Origin of the sequence: Lachnoanaerobaculum saburreum DSM 3986 (assembly GCF_000185385.1) — a bacterium.
Lineage (GTDB): Bacteria > Bacillota > Clostridia > Lachnospirales > Lachnospiraceae > Lachnoanaerobaculum > Lachnoanaerobaculum saburreum.
Map to the genome: position 1 here is coordinate 1,770,663 of NZ_GL622296.1, position 18,297 is coordinate 1,788,959.

At 38.1% G+C, this 18,297-nt stretch carries 20 protein-coding genes and 1 pseudogene; 18 read left to right on the forward strand and 3 right to left on the reverse strand.

Going from position 1 to position 18,297, the window contains the following annotated elements; all coding sequences use genetic code 11:
* The first annotated feature begins 379 nt into the window (after positions 1-379).
* The 5 genes and pseudogenes from HMPREF0381_RS08100 to HMPREF0381_RS15025 all read left to right on the forward strand — a co-directional run bounded on the left by HMPREF0381_RS08100 (position 380) and on the right by HMPREF0381_RS15025 (position 3,899).
* The gene (locus HMPREF0381_RS08100) at positions 380-1,258 is read left to right on the forward strand and encodes a LysR family transcriptional regulator (protein WP_040461800.1); all 879 of its coding nucleotides are present in this window, start codon (positions 380-382) and stop codon (positions 1,256-1,258) included.
* A gap of 126 nt (positions 1,259-1,384) precedes the next feature.
* Positions 1,385-1,855, forward strand: coding sequence for a flavodoxin (locus HMPREF0381_RS08105; RefSeq protein WP_008751473.1), 471 nt, complete (start codon positions 1,385-1,387; stop codon positions 1,853-1,855).
* 28 nt (positions 1,856-1,883) lie between these two features.
* The gene (locus tag HMPREF0381_RS08110) at positions 1,884-2,651 is read left to right on the forward strand and encodes a carboxymuconolactone decarboxylase family protein (RefSeq protein WP_008751474.1); all 768 of its coding nucleotides are present in this window, start codon (positions 1,884-1,886) and stop codon (positions 2,649-2,651) included.
* Positions 2,652-2,761: 110 nt separating this feature from the next.
* Positions 2,762-3,349 (forward strand): annotated as a pseudogene (locus tag HMPREF0381_RS14625) (BREX system Lon protease-like protein BrxL); the annotation flags it as partial.
* A gap of 382 nt (positions 3,350-3,731) precedes the next feature.
* Entirely contained in the window at positions 3,732-3,899 is a 168-nt protein-coding gene (locus tag HMPREF0381_RS15025; protein WP_169311800.1) for a hypothetical protein, read from the forward strand.
* A 78-nt stretch (positions 3,900-3,977) separates the two neighbouring features.
* Here the strand turns inward: HMPREF0381_RS15025 and HMPREF0381_RS15180 are convergent, their stop codons facing one another.
* Entirely contained in the window at positions 3,978-4,223 is a 246-nt protein-coding gene (locus HMPREF0381_RS15180) for a hypothetical protein (RefSeq protein ID WP_154647094.1), read from the reverse strand.
* Positions 4,224-4,310: 87 nt separating this feature from the next.
* On the opposite strand from HMPREF0381_RS15180, the gene HMPREF0381_RS15590 reads away from it, so the two are divergent.
* Positions 4,311-4,442, forward strand: a complete 132-nt coding sequence (locus tag HMPREF0381_RS15590) for a hypothetical protein (protein WP_278244431.1) — start codon at positions 4,311-4,313, stop codon at positions 4,440-4,442.
* Positions 4,443-4,543: 101 nt separating this feature from the next.
* On the opposite strand, the gene HMPREF0381_RS08130 is transcribed toward HMPREF0381_RS15590, so the two are convergent.
* Positions 4,544-4,831: a type II toxin-antitoxin system YafQ family toxin gene (locus tag HMPREF0381_RS08130; RefSeq protein ID WP_008751480.1), complete on the reverse strand. Its 288-nt coding sequence runs from the start codon at positions 4,829-4,831 to the stop codon at positions 4,544-4,546.
* Positions 4,828-5,103: a type II toxin-antitoxin system RelB/DinJ family antitoxin gene (locus HMPREF0381_RS08135; protein ID WP_008751481.1), complete on the reverse strand. Its 276-nt coding sequence runs from the start codon at positions 5,101-5,103 to the stop codon at positions 4,828-4,830. Before HMPREF0381_RS08135 ends, HMPREF0381_RS08130 begins: the two co-directional genes overlap by 4 nt.
* 606 nt (positions 5,104-5,709) lie before the next feature.
* Here HMPREF0381_RS08135 and HMPREF0381_RS08140 point away from each other — a divergent pair.
* The 12 genes from HMPREF0381_RS08140 to HMPREF0381_RS08195 all read left to right on the forward strand — a co-directional run bounded on the left by HMPREF0381_RS08140 (position 5,710) and on the right by HMPREF0381_RS08195 (position 18,254).
* Positions 5,710-6,552 carry a site-specific integrase gene (locus HMPREF0381_RS08140; protein ID WP_008751483.1) on the forward strand — a complete coding sequence of 281 codons (843 nt, stop codon included), beginning with the start codon at positions 5,710-5,712 and terminating at the stop codon, positions 6,550-6,552.
* Between the two features lie 62 nt (positions 6,553-6,614).
* Entirely contained in the window at positions 6,615-7,025 is a 411-nt protein-coding gene (locus HMPREF0381_RS08145; protein WP_008751484.1) for a hypothetical protein, read from the forward strand.
* A gap of 345 nt (positions 7,026-7,370) precedes the next feature.
* Positions 7,371-8,309, forward strand: coding sequence for an Rpn family recombination-promoting nuclease/putative transposase (locus HMPREF0381_RS08150; RefSeq protein WP_008751485.1), 939 nt, complete (start codon positions 7,371-7,373; stop codon positions 8,307-8,309).
* Positions 8,310-8,457: 148 nt separating this feature from the next.
* Positions 8,458-9,798 (forward strand): FAD-dependent oxidoreductase, encoded by a 1,341-nt coding sequence (locus HMPREF0381_RS08155; protein ID WP_008751486.1) that lies wholly within the window; start codon positions 8,458-8,460, stop codon positions 9,796-9,798.
* A 215-nt stretch (positions 9,799-10,013) separates the two neighbouring features.
* On the forward strand, positions 10,014-10,997 hold the full coding sequence (locus tag HMPREF0381_RS08160; protein ID WP_008751487.1) for a diaminopimelate dehydrogenase: 984 nt from the start codon (positions 10,014-10,016) through the stop codon (positions 10,995-10,997).
* A gap of 119 nt (positions 10,998-11,116) precedes the next feature.
* Positions 11,117-11,491 (forward strand): hypothetical protein, encoded by a 375-nt coding sequence (locus HMPREF0381_RS08165; protein ID WP_008751488.1) that lies wholly within the window; start codon positions 11,117-11,119, stop codon positions 11,489-11,491.
* Positions 11,492-11,625: 134 nt separating this feature from the next.
* Positions 11,626-11,892, forward strand: coding sequence for a 30S ribosomal protein S15 (gene rpsO, locus HMPREF0381_RS08170; RefSeq protein ID WP_008754825.1), 267 nt, complete (start codon positions 11,626-11,628; stop codon positions 11,890-11,892).
* A 232-nt stretch (positions 11,893-12,124) separates the two neighbouring features.
* Complete coding sequence (locus HMPREF0381_RS08175; protein WP_040461303.1) at positions 12,125-14,227, forward strand: polyribonucleotide nucleotidyltransferase; 2,103 nt, start codon at positions 12,125-12,127, stop codon at positions 14,225-14,227.
* A 28-nt stretch (positions 14,228-14,255) separates the two neighbouring features.
* Entirely contained in the window at positions 14,256-15,605 is a 1,350-nt protein-coding gene (gene mgtE / locus HMPREF0381_RS08180) for a magnesium transporter (protein WP_008751491.1), read from the forward strand.
* 107 nt (positions 15,606-15,712) lie between these two features.
* Entirely contained in the window at positions 15,713-16,321 is a 609-nt protein-coding gene (locus tag HMPREF0381_RS08185) for a GTP pyrophosphokinase (RefSeq protein WP_008751492.1), read from the forward strand.
* 3 nt (positions 16,322-16,324) lie between these two features.
* Complete coding sequence (locus tag HMPREF0381_RS08190) at positions 16,325-16,996, forward strand: response regulator transcription factor (RefSeq protein ID WP_008751493.1); 672 nt, start codon at positions 16,325-16,327, stop codon at positions 16,994-16,996.
* Position 16,997: 1 nt separating this feature from the next.
* Positions 16,998-18,254 (forward strand): sensor histidine kinase, encoded by a 1,257-nt coding sequence (locus tag HMPREF0381_RS08195; protein ID WP_040461306.1) that lies wholly within the window; start codon positions 16,998-17,000, stop codon positions 18,252-18,254.
* The last annotated feature ends 43 nt before the right edge of the window (positions 18,255-18,297 follow it).

An 18,297-nucleotide genomic window follows, 5' to 3' on the forward strand; every position in this document is an offset into this window, starting at 1 on the left:
TCGAAAGTTTTCGCAGACTCAAGATAACAGAGGAAGATGTATCCTACATTTTGAGATATACAACAATATATCTCGAATGACAGGGTTATTGTATCATAGGAGGTGATTGAAGGGAAGATGCAATATTAAAAAAACAGTAAGTTATCCACAAAATTTCAAAATTGGCATAATACGCCCATAAAAAGTGGATAACACAAATAATTTACAACGCAGTAGTGGATAAAATGCCGGAAAGTAAAAAAGGGGAATAGAGATAAAAATATAAAATATTTATTCCTCACTGCTGTTTGAGCTATGAAGCTATGGAATTTGTAGGCGATATCTGATAAAATAGAGAGTAAGAATGGCGATACAAATCGGAAGTTGTGGAATGAAAAATATGGAATTAAGACTATTGCGCTATTTTCTGACGGTGGCAAAAGAACAGAGCTTTACAAAAGCGGCAGAACAATTGCATATTACACAGCCAACGCTTTCCAGGCAAATGACTGCATTGGAAGATGAGCTTGGAATTACATTGTTTCTTCGAAATGGTAAAAGGAATACCCTTACTGATGAGGGAATTTTATTAAAAAGACGTGCCTTGGAAATCCTTAATCTTGAAGAAAAAACACTGAAGGAACTGAAGGGAAAAGAAGATGTGGTAGAGGGCACTATAACCATTGGATGTGGTGAATTTGCGGCGGTAGAGACCTTGGCAAGGATATGTAAAACGTATAAAGAAAAATACCCACTGGTTCAGATTGCACTTCATACCGCAACAGCAGATACGGTTTATGAGATGATGAAAAAAGGACTTGTAGATATTGCATTATTCCTAGAACCAATGGACACCGAAGGGCTGGATTATATTCGTATTGCAGATTGTGATCATTGGTGTGTCGGAATGCGACCGGATGATCCGCTGGCAGAAAAAGAGCTTATAAAAAAAGAAGACCTCATCGGAAAACCATTGATTCTGCCCGAAAGGATGAATATTCAAAGTGAACTTGCCAATTGGTTTGGAAAAGATTTTTCGAACTTGCAGATTGCTTTTACGAGTAATCTTGGAACCAATGCAGGAGTCATGGCGGCAAATGGATTGGGGTATTCAATATCAATCGAAGGTGCCGCAAAGTATTGGAGAGAGGACATTCTTGTACAGCGAAGAATTTCTCCCGAAATCATGACAAGTACGGTGATTGCCTGGAGGCGAAACATCCAATATTCTCTGGCAGTCAGTAAAATGATAGAAGAAATAAATGCTTTTCAGGCATAGAATAGAATTCGATATAAGCATTAGACATAATAAAATAATGGGGTATAAAATAGATGTATAAGAGAAATTCAAATCTTATATATCTATTTTTATACAAGAAATTCGCAAAGAAAGGGGCTTTTTATTATGAGCAAAAAATTAGTGGCATTTTTCAGTGCAAGCGGAATAACAAAAAAAGTAGCAGGGATGATTGCAGAGGAAGCAAAAGCTGATTTATTTGAGATTGAGCCGAAAGTTCCGTATACAAAGGCTGATCTTGACTGGATGGATAAAAAATCCCGAAGCAGTGTAGAAATGAGTGATAAGAAATACAGACCGGAGATTATGAAGAAAGAGATAGATATGAGTTCTTATGACGAGATCTTTCTGGGATTCCCTATCTGGTGGTATGTAGCTCCAACAATTATCAATACATTTTTGGAAGCTTATAATTTCAGCGGTAAAAAGATCGTCCTTTTTGCAACATCCGGTGGAAGTGGATTCGGTAATACTGTAAAGGAATTGCAGCCATCCGCACCAGATGCGGTGATCGCAGAAGGCAGCCTGTTAAATCGTGGAACACAACAGGAAATCAGTGAGTGGTTAAAATCTTTATAAATAACAGTGCTATGGAGGTATACAGAATATGGAAAAAATAGTACAAACAGCAGGACGAAATGCACTTGGTGAATTTGCACCGGAGTTTGCACATTTTAATGATGATGTGCTTTTCGGTGAAAACTGGAACAACCGGGATATTGATGTAAAAACAAGAAGTATCATTACAGTGGTTGCTCTGATGGCTTCCGGAATTACGGATTATTCTTTAAAATATCATCTTCAAAATGCAAAAAATCATGGTGTGACGCAAAAAGAGATTGCTGCAGTGATTACACATGTCGCATTCTATGCAGGATGGCCAAAAGCATGGGCTGTTTTCAATCTTGCAAAGGAAGTGTGGGAGGCAGGTGAAGGAGATTTACCATACGAAGAGGAAGCAATGCGGGCGCATGCAAAAGAGATGGTATTCCCAATTGGTGCACCAAATGATGGCTTTGCACAGTATTTTTCTGGCAGAAGTTTTCTTGCACCGATCTCCACTTCTCAGGTTGGAATTTTCAATGTGACATTTGAACCTGGATGCAGAAATAACTGGCACATCCATCATGCAAAAAGTGGAGGTGGGCAGATCTTAGTATGTATTGCCGGAAGAGGATATTATCAGGAAGAGGGAGAAGATGCTGTAGAAATGAAGCCTGGTGACTGTATCAATATTCCGGCAGAAGTGAAACACTGGCATGGTGCCGCACCGGATGAATGGTTTTCTCATCTGGCAATTGAAGTGCCGGGTGAAGAGACATCGAATGAGTGGTGTGAGCCGGTTGCCTACGAAATATATAAATTGCTCAGATAACTTCCGGTTTGTAGACCTAAAACAGAATACCGTTCCTTACATAGCAGTCATGCGCTTCGGTGCCTGGCTGCTAATTTTTTTGCGAAGGAGCAGTATCGAATGAAGCTTGTATCAATCAGAGCGTAGATGTGTTGCTCAAGACTTACTCTCTGTTTGACCCGTTCCCGCTGGAGATGGGAACGGACACAGCCTTTCTTGACCGTCTGCATGGCTATATTCCAGACTGGGAGATTCCGAAGTTTCGTTCGGAGCATTTTACCAATGATTACGACTTTATCACGGATTATCTGGCGGAGTTTATCTGAGAACTGCGGAAAGAACAGTATGGGGATGCGTTGGATAAGTACTTCCGCCTTGGGAAAAACCTGAACCAGCGCGATACAATTGCTGTCCGCAAGATTGTGGGCGGCTATGTGAAATTGCTGTATCCGGATGGAAAATTCACGAAGGAACAGATTGAAGAAATTCTTGTATTTGCGCCGGAAATGCGCCGTCGTGTCAAGGAACAGCTGAAAAAGCCGGGTGGAATGGAGTTCTATGATGTGAACTTCAGCTATATCGACCTTGATACCTTTGAAGAAAAATTTGTTTCCGTGCCGGAGCAGGGCGGTGGAAAGCTCATCCCCGATGGCATTTGCAATCCGGGACAGGTATATACCGTAAGTCAGGGCAAGTCCGGTATGATCGGTGTATTCCGCTAGATTGTTATAATCAACATTTTATGTGGGGAGCGATGCCCCTTAGTACACCAGGAAGTAATGAACAGGTATCTACTGATAACAGCAGAGATTGTCTGGGTAAAGTTCTTAGATATATTGCTGGTTAAATATAGCAAGGGATAATGACAAAATCAGTAGGAAGGAGGAATTGCTTAGTCAACCTCGAATAAAGAATGACGGCTTATGCTTCGATATATCCGACGAAATTTTAGTAGATATGAATGTCCCGTTCTTCGTGACCGTCCACCGTACTGGCCATCATCGGAACTTTGAACCCGGTGGTGGGTGCGTTGGTTCATAATGTCGGTTCGGTGTTGGTTATCACAAATTCAGCGTTCTTATTGAAATGGAGGAAAAAATAATGGCAATTAAAATCGTTGGTCTTATCATCGGTATTCTCATTTTGGGTGTAGGAGTTTACTACCTTGCAAAAGAAATAACGGACAAGGAATCTAAGAAAATTTATACGATAACAAGCGTTGTTGGGGCTCTCATAGACGTGACTTGCGCTGCGCTGCTGTTTCTTTGACTTGACGCTTAATGCAGGCGGAGAAAATTCAATCTTCAGTAAACACATAAAACCGCCATTCAATGACGATTTTGCGTGTTAAAAATCAGACGGCGGTTTTGAAATATTATATTTCAAGCCGCCACTTTCCTTTTGAAAAAATGGATTTACGGGGAGTGCGGTAAAGTCGCCTTTTTTAAGGATACGGCGGTTTCCGAGGAGGTATCGCCGTGTCAATTTTGCTTTTCCATAGCGCTCATAATCTGCACCAGCTAAAAAAAGCGTAGCCCCTCCATGAGCAAAATTATGAATGGTGCAAGAGCAATCACCGCGATTGAACTTCATAAGATTTCTGAATATCTTCAAGTGTCGATGGATTCTCTGATGAAGATGTCCGAAAAACCGATGGATATGAGTGTGATCCATTCGTTTATGGGGCGAGTAAAAACAGAAGAAGCAAGAAAAGGAATCCAACTTGCAGATGAACTGTCCAACATGATTCTGTTCCACGCTATGGTATGTGAGAATGGGAAGAAGATGAAGCAATCTTGGGAGGATAAGTGATGAGCAATGTTCGGGAAAATAGTCATTTGATTCAGGACAAGGTGCTTTTTCATTTCTGCGGAAAGAAAAATGAACCCGGCGTTTGTACCGAGTGCATTTTCTTACTTTCCAAACAAATCGCTGTGCGTTCCTGTTCGGGATAATGTCAAGACGAGCAAATCATTTTCAATCCGATAGACCAATAGCCAATCCGGCTGAATGTGGCACTCACGATGCCCGACCCAGTTTCCGGTTAAAGCGTGGTCTTTATTCTTTTCTGGAAGCTGTTCGCTGCTTGCCAGTTTGCGAATGATGTCGTCCAGAAGGTCAATATCAAGATGACGTTTCATCGCCAGCTTGTAGTCCTTCTTAAATTGATTTGTCCAAACAATGTCTAAATGTTTAATCATTCTTTTAACGCCCTCAATGCTTCCTCTATATCAGAGTAGCGTTTTACAGACGGATCACGGGCAATGCGTTCTGCTTCCAGCATTGCTGCCATCGTTTCCTTGTTCGGTTGCTCCATGCGAACATCAAAAGGAAAACCGCCGACACGGAGCGACTGGCGAAGAAACACATTGATAGCGGTAGTAAGGTTGATGCCTAATTCACCATACAGTGCTTCGCACTGTTTCTTGATGTCGCTGTCCATACGGACACTGAAATTAGTTGTGGTAGCCATGAATTTCAACTCCTTTCCTTGCTATTGCACTTATATTATATGTTGATTACATTGCATAGTCAATCTATTAGACGTAAAATTTACAGAAAAGATTACAATTATTTTTGGAGGAACAGCCTATTGAATGTATTTGAAGAGATAAAAACCAATGTTACTACCGGACAGGCGGCAGAGATATACGGCATTCAGGTCAACTGTCACGGCATGGCAGTCTGCCCGTTTCACAATACAAAAATCTAAAACTGCGTGTGGAATGTCCGGTTATTTATCTTGCTGACTAAGTTGGTATTTACGCTTTTCATGATGCCCCTGAAGCAAGTTGCTATTGAGGAGAATTCAGGCTTATATAGAATCATCTTCGGTGCCTCGTTGGGAAACCAATGGGGTATTTTGTTGCCTTAATCCGGCTGCATAGGACACTGAAAAGTCAAAACGAACCGCAGGTAGTCCTGCAATGACAACCAAAGTGCACCTACGAGGCCAACGCGAAACCGGAGGATTCTTGTTAAACTTACTTTGTAAGGACGAAAGTCCGGATGTCCCTTGAAAACTGAATACTCATTCTTCAGGTACATTCCTGTTTGGTCGAGCCTTCGACTGCACGCCATGAAGCTGTCAAAGTATAAGATGAGTCTTATATGGGTGGAGAAACTGGCTCCAACTCTTCGTCTATGTGATATATCAAGGGTTGAATATCAGCAGATTATCAATGACTATGCCAAGGAGCATGAGCGTCAGGCAACCATGGATTTTCATCACCAGCTAAAGGGTGCTATACTGGATGCGGTGGATGAGGGGCTTGTTCCAAGAGATCCGACAAGGAAGGTTATTATCAAGGGGAAGATTCCGTCAAAAAAGAAGGTTAAGTATTTGAACCAATTTGAACTTCACAGTCTTTTAAAGAGCCTGACTCTTTCAAATGAAGTAAGTTGGGATTGGTTCATTTTACTTTTGGCAAAGACAGGAATGAGATTTTCAGAAGGCCTTGCGATTACACCGAATGATTTTGATTTTGCACATCAGACCGTATCGGTGAACAAGACCTGGAATTATAAGGAGGGTGGAGGTTTTTCACCTACAAAAAACAAATCATCAGTGCGAAAGATACAGATTGACTGGCAGGTGGTGATGCAATTTGCAACCCTTGTAAAGGAGCTTCCGGCAGATGAACCAATATTTGTAAGGGATAATAATGTCTATAATTCCACAGTTAACGATATTTTGGTAAGGTATTGTAAGAAGCTGAATATTCCGGTTATCTCTGTGCATGGGCTTCGTCATACACATGCTTCTATTTTGCTATATGCAGGAGTGTCTATCGCCAGTGTAGCAAGAAGGCTTGGACATGCAAGTATGACTACCACACAGAAAACATACTTGCATGTGATACAGGAGCTGGAAAATCAGGATATTGACCTTGTAATGAGGTCGCTTTCAAATCTTTTATAGAGAAAGTATTTGTTAGGTATACAGGAGTGCATATAATATAGTTTTATAACCGATGGAGGACCATGGATAAATTTATCAGACAAAAAAATATTGTTTTCAGCCTTAACGGCAGCAGAGTAAAGGAAATAAAATTCCATAATAAAATGCTTACTCTAAAGGCGGATACATTATTTAGATATGTTGACAATGAAGAAAAAGAATATACAGGTGAAATTCGTTTTAATGACTGTGATTTAAGCCTATGCAGTGTGTTGATTTTTAATAAAACCTTAGGTAAAGGACGTTTTATGGGTAATGCCGTTTATTTAGAGGAATTTATGGAAAGTTATAAAAATTGTGAGTTTGAGATTATTACAGAAGGTTACTTTGGAAATTCAACTACTTACTCAGGATGGCTTTGGGAAGAAAGGAAGAATCCTGTATCAGTTATTATGTATATTTGGAATAGTGGAGATATGGAGTATGGCATCTAATGAATGGAAGAATATAGATGAGTTCTATTGATAACTCAGATACAAAAAATTCAGTTGGTAGAGTTTATCAACTGAAACCCTACCAACCTAATCAATCATAATGAAATCAAAAAATAATTTTCGGTACCTTTCACAATTAAAATATAATACCGGTGTACTGTAACCAAATATTTATTCCTCACCGTTTCCACCTTTAGTTTTACCTTGTAAATATATTTATAAATTGATATAATTGACTAAACAAAGTCAATTATTTATGGTACGTGGTGTTATTCTAAAGAGGTATGTTAAGCGTATAATTATTTTATTCTAATTAGTTTCTGTAACAATTTTATAGGAGGGAGTATGGCAGAGAAAGATATAACCGAAAAGATGCTTGAGCAGTATAATGATGTTTTTATGGATATAGTAAACGTATTGCTGTTTAACGGTGAGATGGTAGTAAGGGAGGATGATTTAATTGATTTACCTACAAGCAGTTCAAAAAAGATAGGCAGAAAAATCAACTATCAGGACAGAGATGTAGCAAAGTATTGGCAGGGAAATAAGATAAATATTGCTATGTTCGGGGTTGAAAATCAGACAGACCCTGACAAGCTGATGCCTCTAAGAGTTATAAGCTATAACGGTGCAGAGTATGGTATGCAAGCCAACAGAAAAAACAAAGATAAAATGAAATATCCTGTTATCACATTGGTATTGTATTTAGGACATAAAAGCAGATGGAATTATCCGAAAAATATAATGGGTATAATAGATGTGGATAATAGATTAAAGCCATATATAAATGACTATAAAATCAATCTTTTCGAGATAGCTTATCTACCTGAGGAAAAGAGAAAGCTGTTTAAAAGTGACTTTAGGGTAGTGGTTGACTATCTGTATCAGATTCGAAAAAATAATAAATATGAACCTGAGATGTATAAGATAGAACATATAGATGAAGTATTGAATCTGATGTCTGCAATAACAAATGACAACAGATTTGAGGAAGTGATAGAAGAGGTACATGAAAAGGAGGCAAAGTATATGTGTGAGGTTATTGATATTATGCTGAACAAGGGATGGCAGGAAGCTATGGAAGAAGGAATTCAAAAAGGCCTTGAAGAAGGAATTCAAAAAGGCCTTGAAAAGGGAATTCAAGAAGGTCTTGAAAAAGGAATTCAAGAAGGCGCTGAGATTGAAAAGAAAAATATAGCACAGGTCATGAAAGAAAAGGGCTTTGATGTAGGTTTGATTATGGAAGTTACAGGATTATCAAAGGATAAGATTTTAGCACTGTAAGCAGCAGATAAATTATATTTTAAAATATAGCTGTCTCTCATATCTCTTATATGCTTTTTCAGTTGAATAGTTATTTAATTTTAAGTATTTCAATTGTGTAAAATTAGGTGTATAATAATCTAAAATTATAATGAAAAGGAGTTAAGCTATGAAAGCTGAATATGATATAGTTGTTATCGGTTTCGGCAAAGCCGGAAAAACACTTGCTGCAAAGTTTAGTAAAGCAGGTAAAAGTGTTGCTTTGGTTGAGAAAGATGAAAATATGTATGGAGGTACCTGCATCAATGTAGGTTGTATTCCTTCAAAGCGACTTATAACAGATGCGTCAAAATCTCCAAACGGAGAGTTTGAGAAAAAAGCACAGTACTACAAGGAGACGATTGCTGAAAAAAAGAAACTTACAGCTGCACTTCGTAAGGCAAATTATGATAAGATAGCAGGTGCCGGAGTAGATATTATTGACGGTATGGCTACATTTAAAGATGTCCACCATATTACTGTTTCAACAAAGGATAAAAATGTAGAGATTGAAGCAAAGAAGTTTATTATCAATACAGGTTCTCTTACTGTAATACCGGATATTGAAGGTGTTAACAGTAAAGGTATCTATACATCAGAATCTATTATGAATCTTGATAAGTTGCCGAAAAGGCTTACTATTGTAGGCGGTGGATATATAGGACTTGAGTTTGCTTCTATGTATGCAGATTTCGGCAGTAAGGTAACTATAGTTCAGGACGGTGATGTATTCTTGCCAAGAGAAGATGACGATATTGCAGAATCTATTCGTGAAGTATTGGAAGCAAAGGGTGTAGAGATTGTTACAGGTGCAAAGGTCACTAAGCTTGAAGAGGGTAAATTATATTATGAAGTTGCAAAAGAATCAAAGACTTTGGACTCTGATGTAATTTTACTTGCAGTAGGTCGCAGACCGAATACTGACGGATTAGGATGTGAAAATGCCGGAGTTAAGCTTACTGATAGAGGTGCTGTTGAGACTGATGAGCATTTAAAAACAAGTGCAAATAATATTTGGGCGGCAGGTGATGTTTGCGGTAAGCTTCAGTTTACATATATTTCATTGGATGACAGCAGAATAATCTATGATGAAATAATGGGAGAGGATAAGAGAACTACACAAAACAGAGGAGCTTTCTCTTATTCGGTATTTATAAACCCGCCGTTTGCAAGAGTCGGAATGAGTGAAAAGGATGCAAAGCTTGCCGGAGTGGAATACAAAGTTTTAAGTTTAAGTGCCAATGCCGTTCCAAAGGCGAAGGTTCTAAGAAAAACTGACGGAATGCTGAAGGCTTTGGTTACCTCAGACGGTACTGTTTTGGGTGCGGCACTTTTTTGTGAAGAGTCCTATGAGATGATAAACTTTATAAAACTGGCAATGGATCATGGCATCAAAGCAAGGGATATAGCAAACTTTATATTTACACATCCTACAATGTCAGAGAGTTTGAACGATTTATTTATAATGTGACACAATATTTTAAATTGCCTATTGCATTATTTGAAAAATCCTGTATAATACTAAACAGCTGACAACTTAGTTCGCTATGAATGATATTTATTTTTTGGATAGAATACTCAAAGATGAGTCTTGGAGGTATTCTATCTTTTTTATCATGGTGTTTAAGTTGATATTAAGGAAAGGATTTGCCCGAATGATTTATTCAGTTAAGGGCCGGTGAGAAAATGATAAGAATAGGTATTTTGGGATATGGAAACCTTGGAAGAGGAATTGAGTGTGCCATCAAACATACAAAGGATATGAAGTTGGTAGCGGTATTTACAAGAAGAGATCCTTCCGGTGTTAAGATTCTTACATCTGATGCCAAGGTAGACAGTGTTGAGAATATTTTAAGTTATCAGGATGAAATAGATGTTTTGGTGCTTTGTGGCGGAAGTGCAACCGACTTACCGATTCAGACACCTGAATATGCCAAGTATTTCAATGTTATAGACAGTTTTGATACCCATGCAAATATACCGGAGCATTTTTCAAAGGTGGACGATGCTGCAAAGGTAACCGGTCACTTCGGACTTATATCTGTAGGTTGGGATCCGGGTATGTTCTCATTAAACAGAGTTTACGCAAATGCCATCCTTCCAAACGGTGCAGATTATACTTTCTGGGGTAAGGGAGTAAGTCAGGGACATTCAGATGCTGTCAGAAGGATTGAAGGTGTGTTGGATGCAAGACAGTATACTGTACCTGTAGAGTCGGCTCTTGAGTCTGTAAGAAGCGGAAAGAACCCTGAGCTTACTACAAGACAAAAGCATACAAGAGAGTGCTATGTAGTGGCTGCCGAGGGTGCAGACAAGGCAAAGATTGAAAAAGAGATAAAGACAATGCCGAATTACTTTGCCGACTATGATACAACAGTTCATTTCATCACAGCTGAGGAAATGAAGAAGAATCATTCAAAACTTCCACATGGCGGATTTGTTATCAGAAGCGGAAAGACAGGCTGGAAAGATGAAAACAATCATGTTATTGAGTATCGCCTGAAACTTGATTCAAACCCGGAATTCACAGCTTCTGTAATCGTCGCATATGCAAGAGCGGCGTACCGTATGCATAAAGACGGAAAAATTGGAGCTCATACGGTATTTGATGTAGCACCTGCTTACCTTCTTGATATGAGTGCTGATGAGATAAGAGCGCATCTGTTATAGTAATACGAAATTTTTTAAGCTGCTGCACTAAGTGTGGCAGCTTTTTTAATGTAAATATTATAGATTTATGATACAATAATTATAACTGTTACAGGCTGATTTTGAGGGATAAGCTAAGTATGGATAAGCTAAGTATGGAAGAAATTTTACGAAAAATTCTAATTGAAAAATATAAATATACTGTTGTAATCGCAGTATCATATTATATATTGCCGTTTTTGATATACTTAATACCGGTAGACGACCCTTTTGACAGAATGACTCTTTTTGCTTTGGCAGTAATAGCTGTTATACCTTTTATTTTACTTGTTTTATCTATAATATTTGCAATGGATAACGGGTTTCATTGGTACTTTTCATTTAGAGTATTTATTCTGTGTTTGGCTTATATGATTTTTACCGGTGCAAGTGTTTTTATATATTGTGGAATACTTTTTATAGTAAGCTTAACAGGTCAAAGTATAGGAGCATTTATCAGAACTCACAAATGGTAATTGCAAAAGGATTTCGCCATTGACATTACCTATTTATTTTGATACTATACTTTGGTAGTGACGCCTATACATGAGATATGGATACTCCAACCTTACCTTATGTATATGGTAAGATTTTTAAAAGGAGAAAGAAAATGATTACAAAAGAGAAAAAGACAGCTATTATGGAAGAGTATGCAAGAAAAGAGGGTGATACAGGTTCACCGGAGGTTCAGATAGCAGTTCTTACAGCAAGAATCACAGAGCTTACAGAGCATTTGAAGACAAACCCTAAGGATCATCACTCAAGAAGAGGTCTTTTGAAGATGGTCGGTAAGAGAAGAAATCTTTTACAGTATCTTAAGAATAAGGATCTTGAGGGTTATCGTACACTTATAGAGAAGCTTGGACTTAGAAAGTAATATAAAGAAGTCTTCGGTTTCACAGTTTTCGTTTAAGGAAAATTCTTTAGAAACCTTGTGTGATTATAGTACATTGGTGGAGAGTTTTTCTCCACCTTTTTTATGATTTATCTATGGCTTGTAGCCGAAGCTAGTGATAAGTACTAAATATTTTTAGTATTTATCACTAGTTCATATTTTTATGTTTCAAGAAGATTACTTCTCGAATATCGGCAAGCCAAAAGGAGATGAAATGAGTAAGGAATTTAAAAGTTATTCAATGGAACTAGCAGGCCGTATTCTAAGAGTGGATATCGGAAGAGTAGCTGCACAGGCAAACGGTGCGGCATTTATGCATTATGGAGATACAACAGTTTTATCTACCGCTACGGCATCGGATAAGCCAAGAGACGGTATTGACTTTTTCCCACTGTCAGTAGAATATGAAGAGAAAATGTATGCTGTTGGTAAGATGCCGGGAGGCTACAACAAAAGAGAAGGTAAGGCAAGTGAGAATGCTATACTTACATCAAGAGTAATTGACAGACCGATGCGTCCGCTTTTTCCAAAGGATTACAGAAATGATGTTACACTGAATAATCTTGTACTGTCTGTAGATCCCGATTGTTCACCTGAACTTACAGCAATGCTTGGTTCCGCAATAGCAACCGCAATCTCAGATATACCTTTTGACGGTCCATGTGCTACAACACAGATAGGCATGGTAGGCGGCTTTTTTGTGGTAAATCCGAATGAGGAGCAAATGGCTGTATCAGACCTTAAACTTACAGTAGCATCTACCAAAGATAAGGTAATAATGATTGAAGCAGGTGCAAATGAGATACCTGATGAGAAGATGATAGAGGCTATTTATAAGGCAGACTCGGTGAACAAAGAAATTATTGCATTTATTGATAAGATCGTTGCAGAGGTGGGTAAACAAAAGCATTCTTATACCGCATTTACCATTCCGGATGAGCTTAGCACTGCAATCAGGGAGATAGTGCCACAGGATGAGATGGAAAAAGCCGTTTTCACAGATGAGAAGCAGATAAGAGAAGAGAATATAAAGGCTATAACAGAAAAGCTTGAAGAAGCTTTTGCAGATAAAGAAGAGTGGTTGTCTCTACTTGGTGAGGCTGTTTATCAGTACCAGAAAAAGACTGTAAGAAAGATGATTCTAAAGGATCAGAAAAGACCTGACGGAAGAGCCATGACTCAGATTCGTCCGCTTGCAGCTGAAGTGGATATAATACCGAGAGTACATGGTTCAGCTATGTTTACAAGAGGACAGACTCAGATTTGCAATGTAGTTACACTTGCACCTTTGGCAGAGGCACAAAAAATTGACGGACTCAATCAATCAGAGACCACAAAGAGATATATTCATCAGTACAACTTCCCGTCTTACTCGGTAGGTGAAACAAGACCTTCAAGAGGACCCGGAAGAAGGGAGATAGGACATGGTGCATTGGCTGAGAGAGCACTTATTCCGGTACTTCCCGCTCCTGAAGAATTCCCATATGCCATCAGATCCGTGTCGGAAACATTTGAGTCAAACGGTTCGACATCTATGGCATCTACATGTTCATCATGTATGGCACTTATGGCTGCCGGTGTTCCGATAAAGAAGATGGTAGCAGGCATCTCATGCGGACTTGTAACAGGTGAATCGGATGATGACTATGTGCTTCTTACAGATATTCAAGGGCTTGAAGACTTCTTTGGAGATATGGACTTTAAAGTAACCGGAACAGACAGCGGTATCACAGCTATACAGATGGATATCAAGATACATGGACTTACAAAGGATATTGTAAAGGGTGCTATTGCAAGATGTCATGAAGCAAGAGACTTTATCATGGAGACTTGTATGAAACCATGTATTGCTGAACCCAGAAAAGAAATAAGCAAGTATGCACCGAAGATTGCACAGATTCAGATCAGTCCGTCAAAGATCGGTGATGTAGTAGGTAAACAGGGAAAGACCATCAATAAGATTATTGAAGATACCGGCGTGAAGATTGATATCAGTGAAGACGGATTGGTATCCGTTTCAGGAACTGATCAGGCAATGATTGACAAGGCTGTTGACATCATAAGGGGTATTACAATAGAGATAGAAGCCGGAATGATTATGCAGGGCAAGGTGGTTCGTATCTTAGAGTTTGGTGCCTTTGTAGAGTTGGCTCCCGGTAAAGACGGTATGGTTCATATATCAAAGCTTTCCGATCGCAGAGTCGAGAAAGTTGAAGATGTGGTGAAAATAGGAGATGAGGTTACAGTAAAGGTAATTAAAGTAGATGCCATAAAGGGTAGGATTGATCTGTCTATGAAACCTTCCGATATTATCTAAAATAAATTTTGCAGAGAAAGGTGGGACTATGGAAGAAAATATAAAAGAAATACTATTTGATCTCGTATCAAGAAAACAGTTCCGACAATTAAAAGAAAAACTCTGCGATATGAATGAGTTTGATATTGCTTCATTTATGGAGGAGCTGGATTCTGAAAAACAGATAATTGTTTTTAGAATGTTGCCGAAAGAACTTGCAAGTGATGTGTTTGCCTGTTTGGAGGTGGAAACTCAGGGACATATAATAAACAGTATTACAGACAAAGAGCTTGCTTATATAATTGAAGAACTGTATGTGGATGATGCTGTAGATATGCTTGAAGAGCTTCCTGCTACGGTTGTAAAAAGAGTTTTACAAAATGCGGCTCCCAGTACAAGACTTCAGATAAATGAATTTTTAAAGTATCCTGAAAACTCGGCAGGATCTATTATGACTGCCGAGTATATAGGCTTAAAAAAGAACATGACTGTGGAAGAGGCATTTGCCTATATCAGAAAGCATGGATATGATAAAGAGACTATATATACCTGCTATGTAATGGATGCAAAAAGAATGCTTGAGGGTGTGGTAACAGTCAAAGACCTTTTGATGAGTGACTATGAAGTTAAAATGGAAGATATCATGGACACCAATGTCATTAAGGCCGTTACCACAGATGATAAAGAAGAAATCGCAGACCTGTTCAATAAATATGATCTGCTCTCTCTCCCTGTGGTTGACCATGAGAACAGGCTGGTAGGCATTGTCACAATTGATGATGCTGTGGACGTAATGGAAGAAGAGGCTACAGAGGACTTTGAGAAGATGGCGGCTATGCATCCGTCTGAAAAGCCTTATCTAAAGACCGGAGTGTTTGAGCTTGCAAAGAACAGAATTGTTTGGTTGCTTGTGCTTATGATAAGTTCAATGCTTACAGGCGGAATACTTACAAGATATGAAGATGCATTTAAGGTAATGCCTCTTTTAGTATCATTTGTACCTATGCTTACCGATACAGGCGGTAATGCGGGTTCACAGTCATCCACTATGATTATACGTGGTATGACAATCGGTGAGATTGCAAGTTCAGATATACTGAAGGTTATCTGGAAAGAGGCAAGAGTGTCCGTTATTGTCGGTATAATTTTGGGTGCTGTCAATTTTGTAAGACTTGTAGTACAGTATCCGGGACAGCCGCTTGTAGCACTTACAGTGGTTTTGGCACTTTTTGCTACAGTATTTTTAGCTAAGGTTATAGGCGGTATGCTTCCTATTGCCGCAAAAAAGTTACATCTTGACCCGGCTATTATGGCGGCACCGCTTATTACAACAATAGTTGATGCAGTTTCACTTGTGATTTACTTCCAGATTGCAGTGGAACTTTTGCATATCAAATAATTTTTAAATCTTTCTTAGGCTAAACTCCAAAAAGTTTAGCCTTTTTTCATTCTTTATACACTTATTTATGATAAAATATTTGTATCAATGTAAAAAGGATATATGCAATGAATATATATGGCAACTATGAAAAATACTTGGATATGATATTGGATGAGTTTTCAAAGAGAGTGTATAAGCTAAATGATGAATATAAGTTAAAGACCGGTTATAAACTCTTTGAACATTTTATCTCAAGGATAAAGACCAACGACAGCATGATAGAAAAGTGTAAGAGAAAAGGCTTTAAGGTAAATACATACAGTGCACTTAAGGAAATAAAAGATGCGATAGGTGTAAGAATAGTCTGCGGTTTTGTTGATGATATATATACTCTTGTAAGCCTGTTTAAAGATATGGAAAATATCAATGTTGTAGAAGAAAAGGATTATATACTGAATGTTAAGCCGAACGGTTATCGTTCATATCATATGATACTTGAGGTAATAACACCTTACCCGGATTGTGAAGGCAATGAAAGCGGAAGGTATTATATAGAAATTCAGTTAAGAACTATCGTCATGGATTCATGGGCATCACTTGAACATCAGATGAAGTATAAGAAAAATATCAGTAACCATGAAAGAATCACAAAGGAGCTTAAAAGATGTGCCGATGAGCTTGCATCATGTGATTTAAATATGCAGACAATAAGAAAATTGATAGAGGAAGGATAAGCAATGAAGATATTATTGGCAGAAGATGAGGTAGGATTATCAAAGGCATATGCTCAAGTGCTTATAATGCAAGGGTATGAAGTTGAACAGGTATATGACGGTAAAGCCGCTTTGGAAGCCGCAAACAGCAGTACATATGATTTAATGATTTTTGATGTGATGATGCCGAAGATGAGCGGATTTGAAGTCTTAAAAGCACTTCGTGAGGCAGGCAATACTACATATGTTATTATGCTTACCGCTATGAGTGAATTGGATGACAAGATTGAAGGACTTGAGTTGGGTGCGGATGAGTATCTTACAAAGCCTATACCGTTAAAAGAGTTGGTTGCCAGAATACGTTCTCTTGAAAGAAGAATAGACACAAATTATAACGAGAATGTACTTACATTCGGCAGTGTAAGGCTGAATGTGTCACAGCAGGAGCTGTCAGCCAAAAATTCCATAATATTGGCAGGTAAGGAGACCAAGCTTATGGAAGTGCTTATGCTGAATAAAAATAAAAAACTTTCTACAGAGTATATATATAATCATGTCTGGAGCAAGGATGACGACTCGGATGCCGGATATGTTTGGATATATATTTCATATCTGAAGCAGAAGTTAAAAGCAATCAATGCCAATGTGGATATTTTAGGAGAAGAAGATAGAGAGTTTGAACTTGTAGAGGTGTGATTTGTTTAGAAGACTTCGTTTACAATTCATTGTGGTGGCTACAATAGCAGTCAGTATCATGCTTATATCAATAATAGGCATTTTGAATGCTTCAAAGTATGCAACAAGTGAAAAAAGAATAAATAAGATTTTGGATTTGTTGTCTAAAAATAACGGAGTTTTACCTGATGAAGAAGTAGTGGAGAAGATTCTGGGCAGAAAGACAAATCCGGATATAATAGTTCAGTACAGATATTTCAGTGCTTATGTGGACAGTACCAACAAGGTAATTACTATGAACACTGAACATATAGCAAATCTTTCAGAAACAGATGTTATTTTCTATATCAGAAAGATCTTATCAGGCAAAAACAGATATGGAAATTTTACAACTACAGACGGGCAGAAGTTTGCATATAAGTTAAGCCTGCATGAAGATGACAGTAAATTGATTGTAGTACTTGATACTACCAGCTATATAGAGGACAGAGCGGATTTGATAGATACTTCCGTTTTTATCTTCTTCTCAAATCTGGTATTTTTTATCATCATATTTGTTATATTCTCAGGTAAGGTAATGATGCCTTTTATGGAGAACTATAGGAATCAAAAAGCATTTATTACCAATGCAGGCCATGAGTTAAAGACTCCTCTGGCTATAATCTCTGCCAATAATGAACTTTGTGAAATGATTGGAGGAGAAAATGAGTGGACAAAGAGTACCAAGGAACAGGTTGAGCGTATGACCGATCTGATAAACAGACTTGTAGTATTGGCAAGATTCGAAGAAAAATCTGAAGAGAAATCCGATGTAGCGGAAAAAAACATAAATTTTTCAGATATAGTTACGAAGTCCGCAAATTCATTTAAATCAATGGCTATAAAGGGCGGCAAAAATTTTGAATCAAATATTCAAAAGAATTTATGTATATCGGGTGATGACGGTGCCATATATGAACTTGTAAATATACTGATAGATAATGCGAATAAGTACTGTGATGACGGCGGAACTGTAGGAGTCGGATTGTTGCAACATGGTATCACTTTTAAAAAAGCAAAGCTTGTAGTATATAATACGTACAAGTCAGGTAAAGGTGTAGATTACTCCAGGTTTTTTGAAAGATTTTACAGAGAAGATAAATCACATAACAGTAATGTATCAGGTTATGGTGTAGGTCTTTCTATTGCCGGAAATATTGTTAAAAGACATAAGGGAAAGATACATATATCATATAAGAATGATACTATTTACTTTAATGTTTATTTTAATATGGTTTGATAATATCTCACATGCCTTAAACCTTGATATATGATTTAAGACA

Excerpts from the sequence above, each read along its gene's own strand:
- HMPREF0381_RS08100 (WP_040461800.1), top strand. The coding sequence starts at position 380 with ATGGAATTAAGACTATTGCGCTATTTTCTGACGGTGGCAAAAGAACAG.
- HMPREF0381_RS08105 (WP_008751473.1), top strand. The coding sequence starts at position 1,385 with ATGAGCAAAAAATTAGTGGCATTTTTCAGTGCAAGCGGAATAACAAAA.
- HMPREF0381_RS08110 (WP_008751474.1), top strand. The coding sequence starts at position 1,884 with ATGGAAAAAATAGTACAAACAGCAGGACGAAATGCACTTGGTGAATTT.
- HMPREF0381_RS15025 (WP_169311800.1), top strand. The coding sequence starts at position 3,732 with ATGGCAATTAAAATCGTTGGTCTTATCATCGGTATTCTCATTTTGGGT.
- HMPREF0381_RS15180 (WP_154647094.1), bottom strand. The coding sequence starts at position 4,223 with ATGAAGTTCAATCGCGGTGATTGCTCTTGCACCATTCATAATTTTGCT.
- HMPREF0381_RS15590 (WP_278244431.1), top strand. The coding sequence starts at position 4,311 with ATGGGGCGAGTAAAAACAGAAGAAGCAAGAAAAGGAATCCAACTTGCA.
- HMPREF0381_RS08130 (WP_008751480.1), bottom strand. The coding sequence starts at position 4,831 with ATGATTAAACATTTAGACATTGTTTGGACAAATCAATTTAAGAAGGAC.
- HMPREF0381_RS08135 (WP_008751481.1), bottom strand. The coding sequence starts at position 5,103 with ATGGCTACCACAACTAATTTCAGTGTCCGTATGGACAGCGACATCAAG.
- HMPREF0381_RS08140 (WP_008751483.1), top strand. The coding sequence starts at position 5,710 with ATGAAGCTGTCAAAGTATAAGATGAGTCTTATATGGGTGGAGAAACTG.
- HMPREF0381_RS08145 (WP_008751484.1), top strand. The coding sequence starts at position 6,615 with ATGGATAAATTTATCAGACAAAAAAATATTGTTTTCAGCCTTAACGGC.
- HMPREF0381_RS08150 (WP_008751485.1), top strand. The coding sequence starts at position 7,371 with ATGGCAGAGAAAGATATAACCGAAAAGATGCTTGAGCAGTATAATGAT.
- HMPREF0381_RS08155 (WP_008751486.1), top strand. The coding sequence starts at position 8,458 with ATGAAAGCTGAATATGATATAGTTGTTATCGGTTTCGGCAAAGCCGGA.
- HMPREF0381_RS08160 (WP_008751487.1), top strand. The coding sequence starts at position 10,014 with ATGATAAGAATAGGTATTTTGGGATATGGAAACCTTGGAAGAGGAATT.
- HMPREF0381_RS08165 (WP_008751488.1), top strand. The coding sequence starts at position 11,117 with ATGGATAAGCTAAGTATGGAAGAAATTTTACGAAAAATTCTAATTGAA.
- rpsO (WP_008754825.1), top strand. The coding sequence starts at position 11,626 with ATGATTACAAAAGAGAAAAAGACAGCTATTATGGAAGAGTATGCAAGA.
- HMPREF0381_RS08175 (WP_040461303.1), top strand. The coding sequence starts at position 12,125 with ATGAGTAAGGAATTTAAAAGTTATTCAATGGAACTAGCAGGCCGTATT.
- mgtE (WP_008751491.1), top strand. The coding sequence starts at position 14,256 with ATGGAAGAAAATATAAAAGAAATACTATTTGATCTCGTATCAAGAAAA.
- HMPREF0381_RS08185 (WP_008751492.1), top strand. The coding sequence starts at position 15,713 with ATGAATATATATGGCAACTATGAAAAATACTTGGATATGATATTGGAT.
- HMPREF0381_RS08190 (WP_008751493.1), top strand. The coding sequence starts at position 16,325 with ATGAAGATATTATTGGCAGAAGATGAGGTAGGATTATCAAAGGCATAT.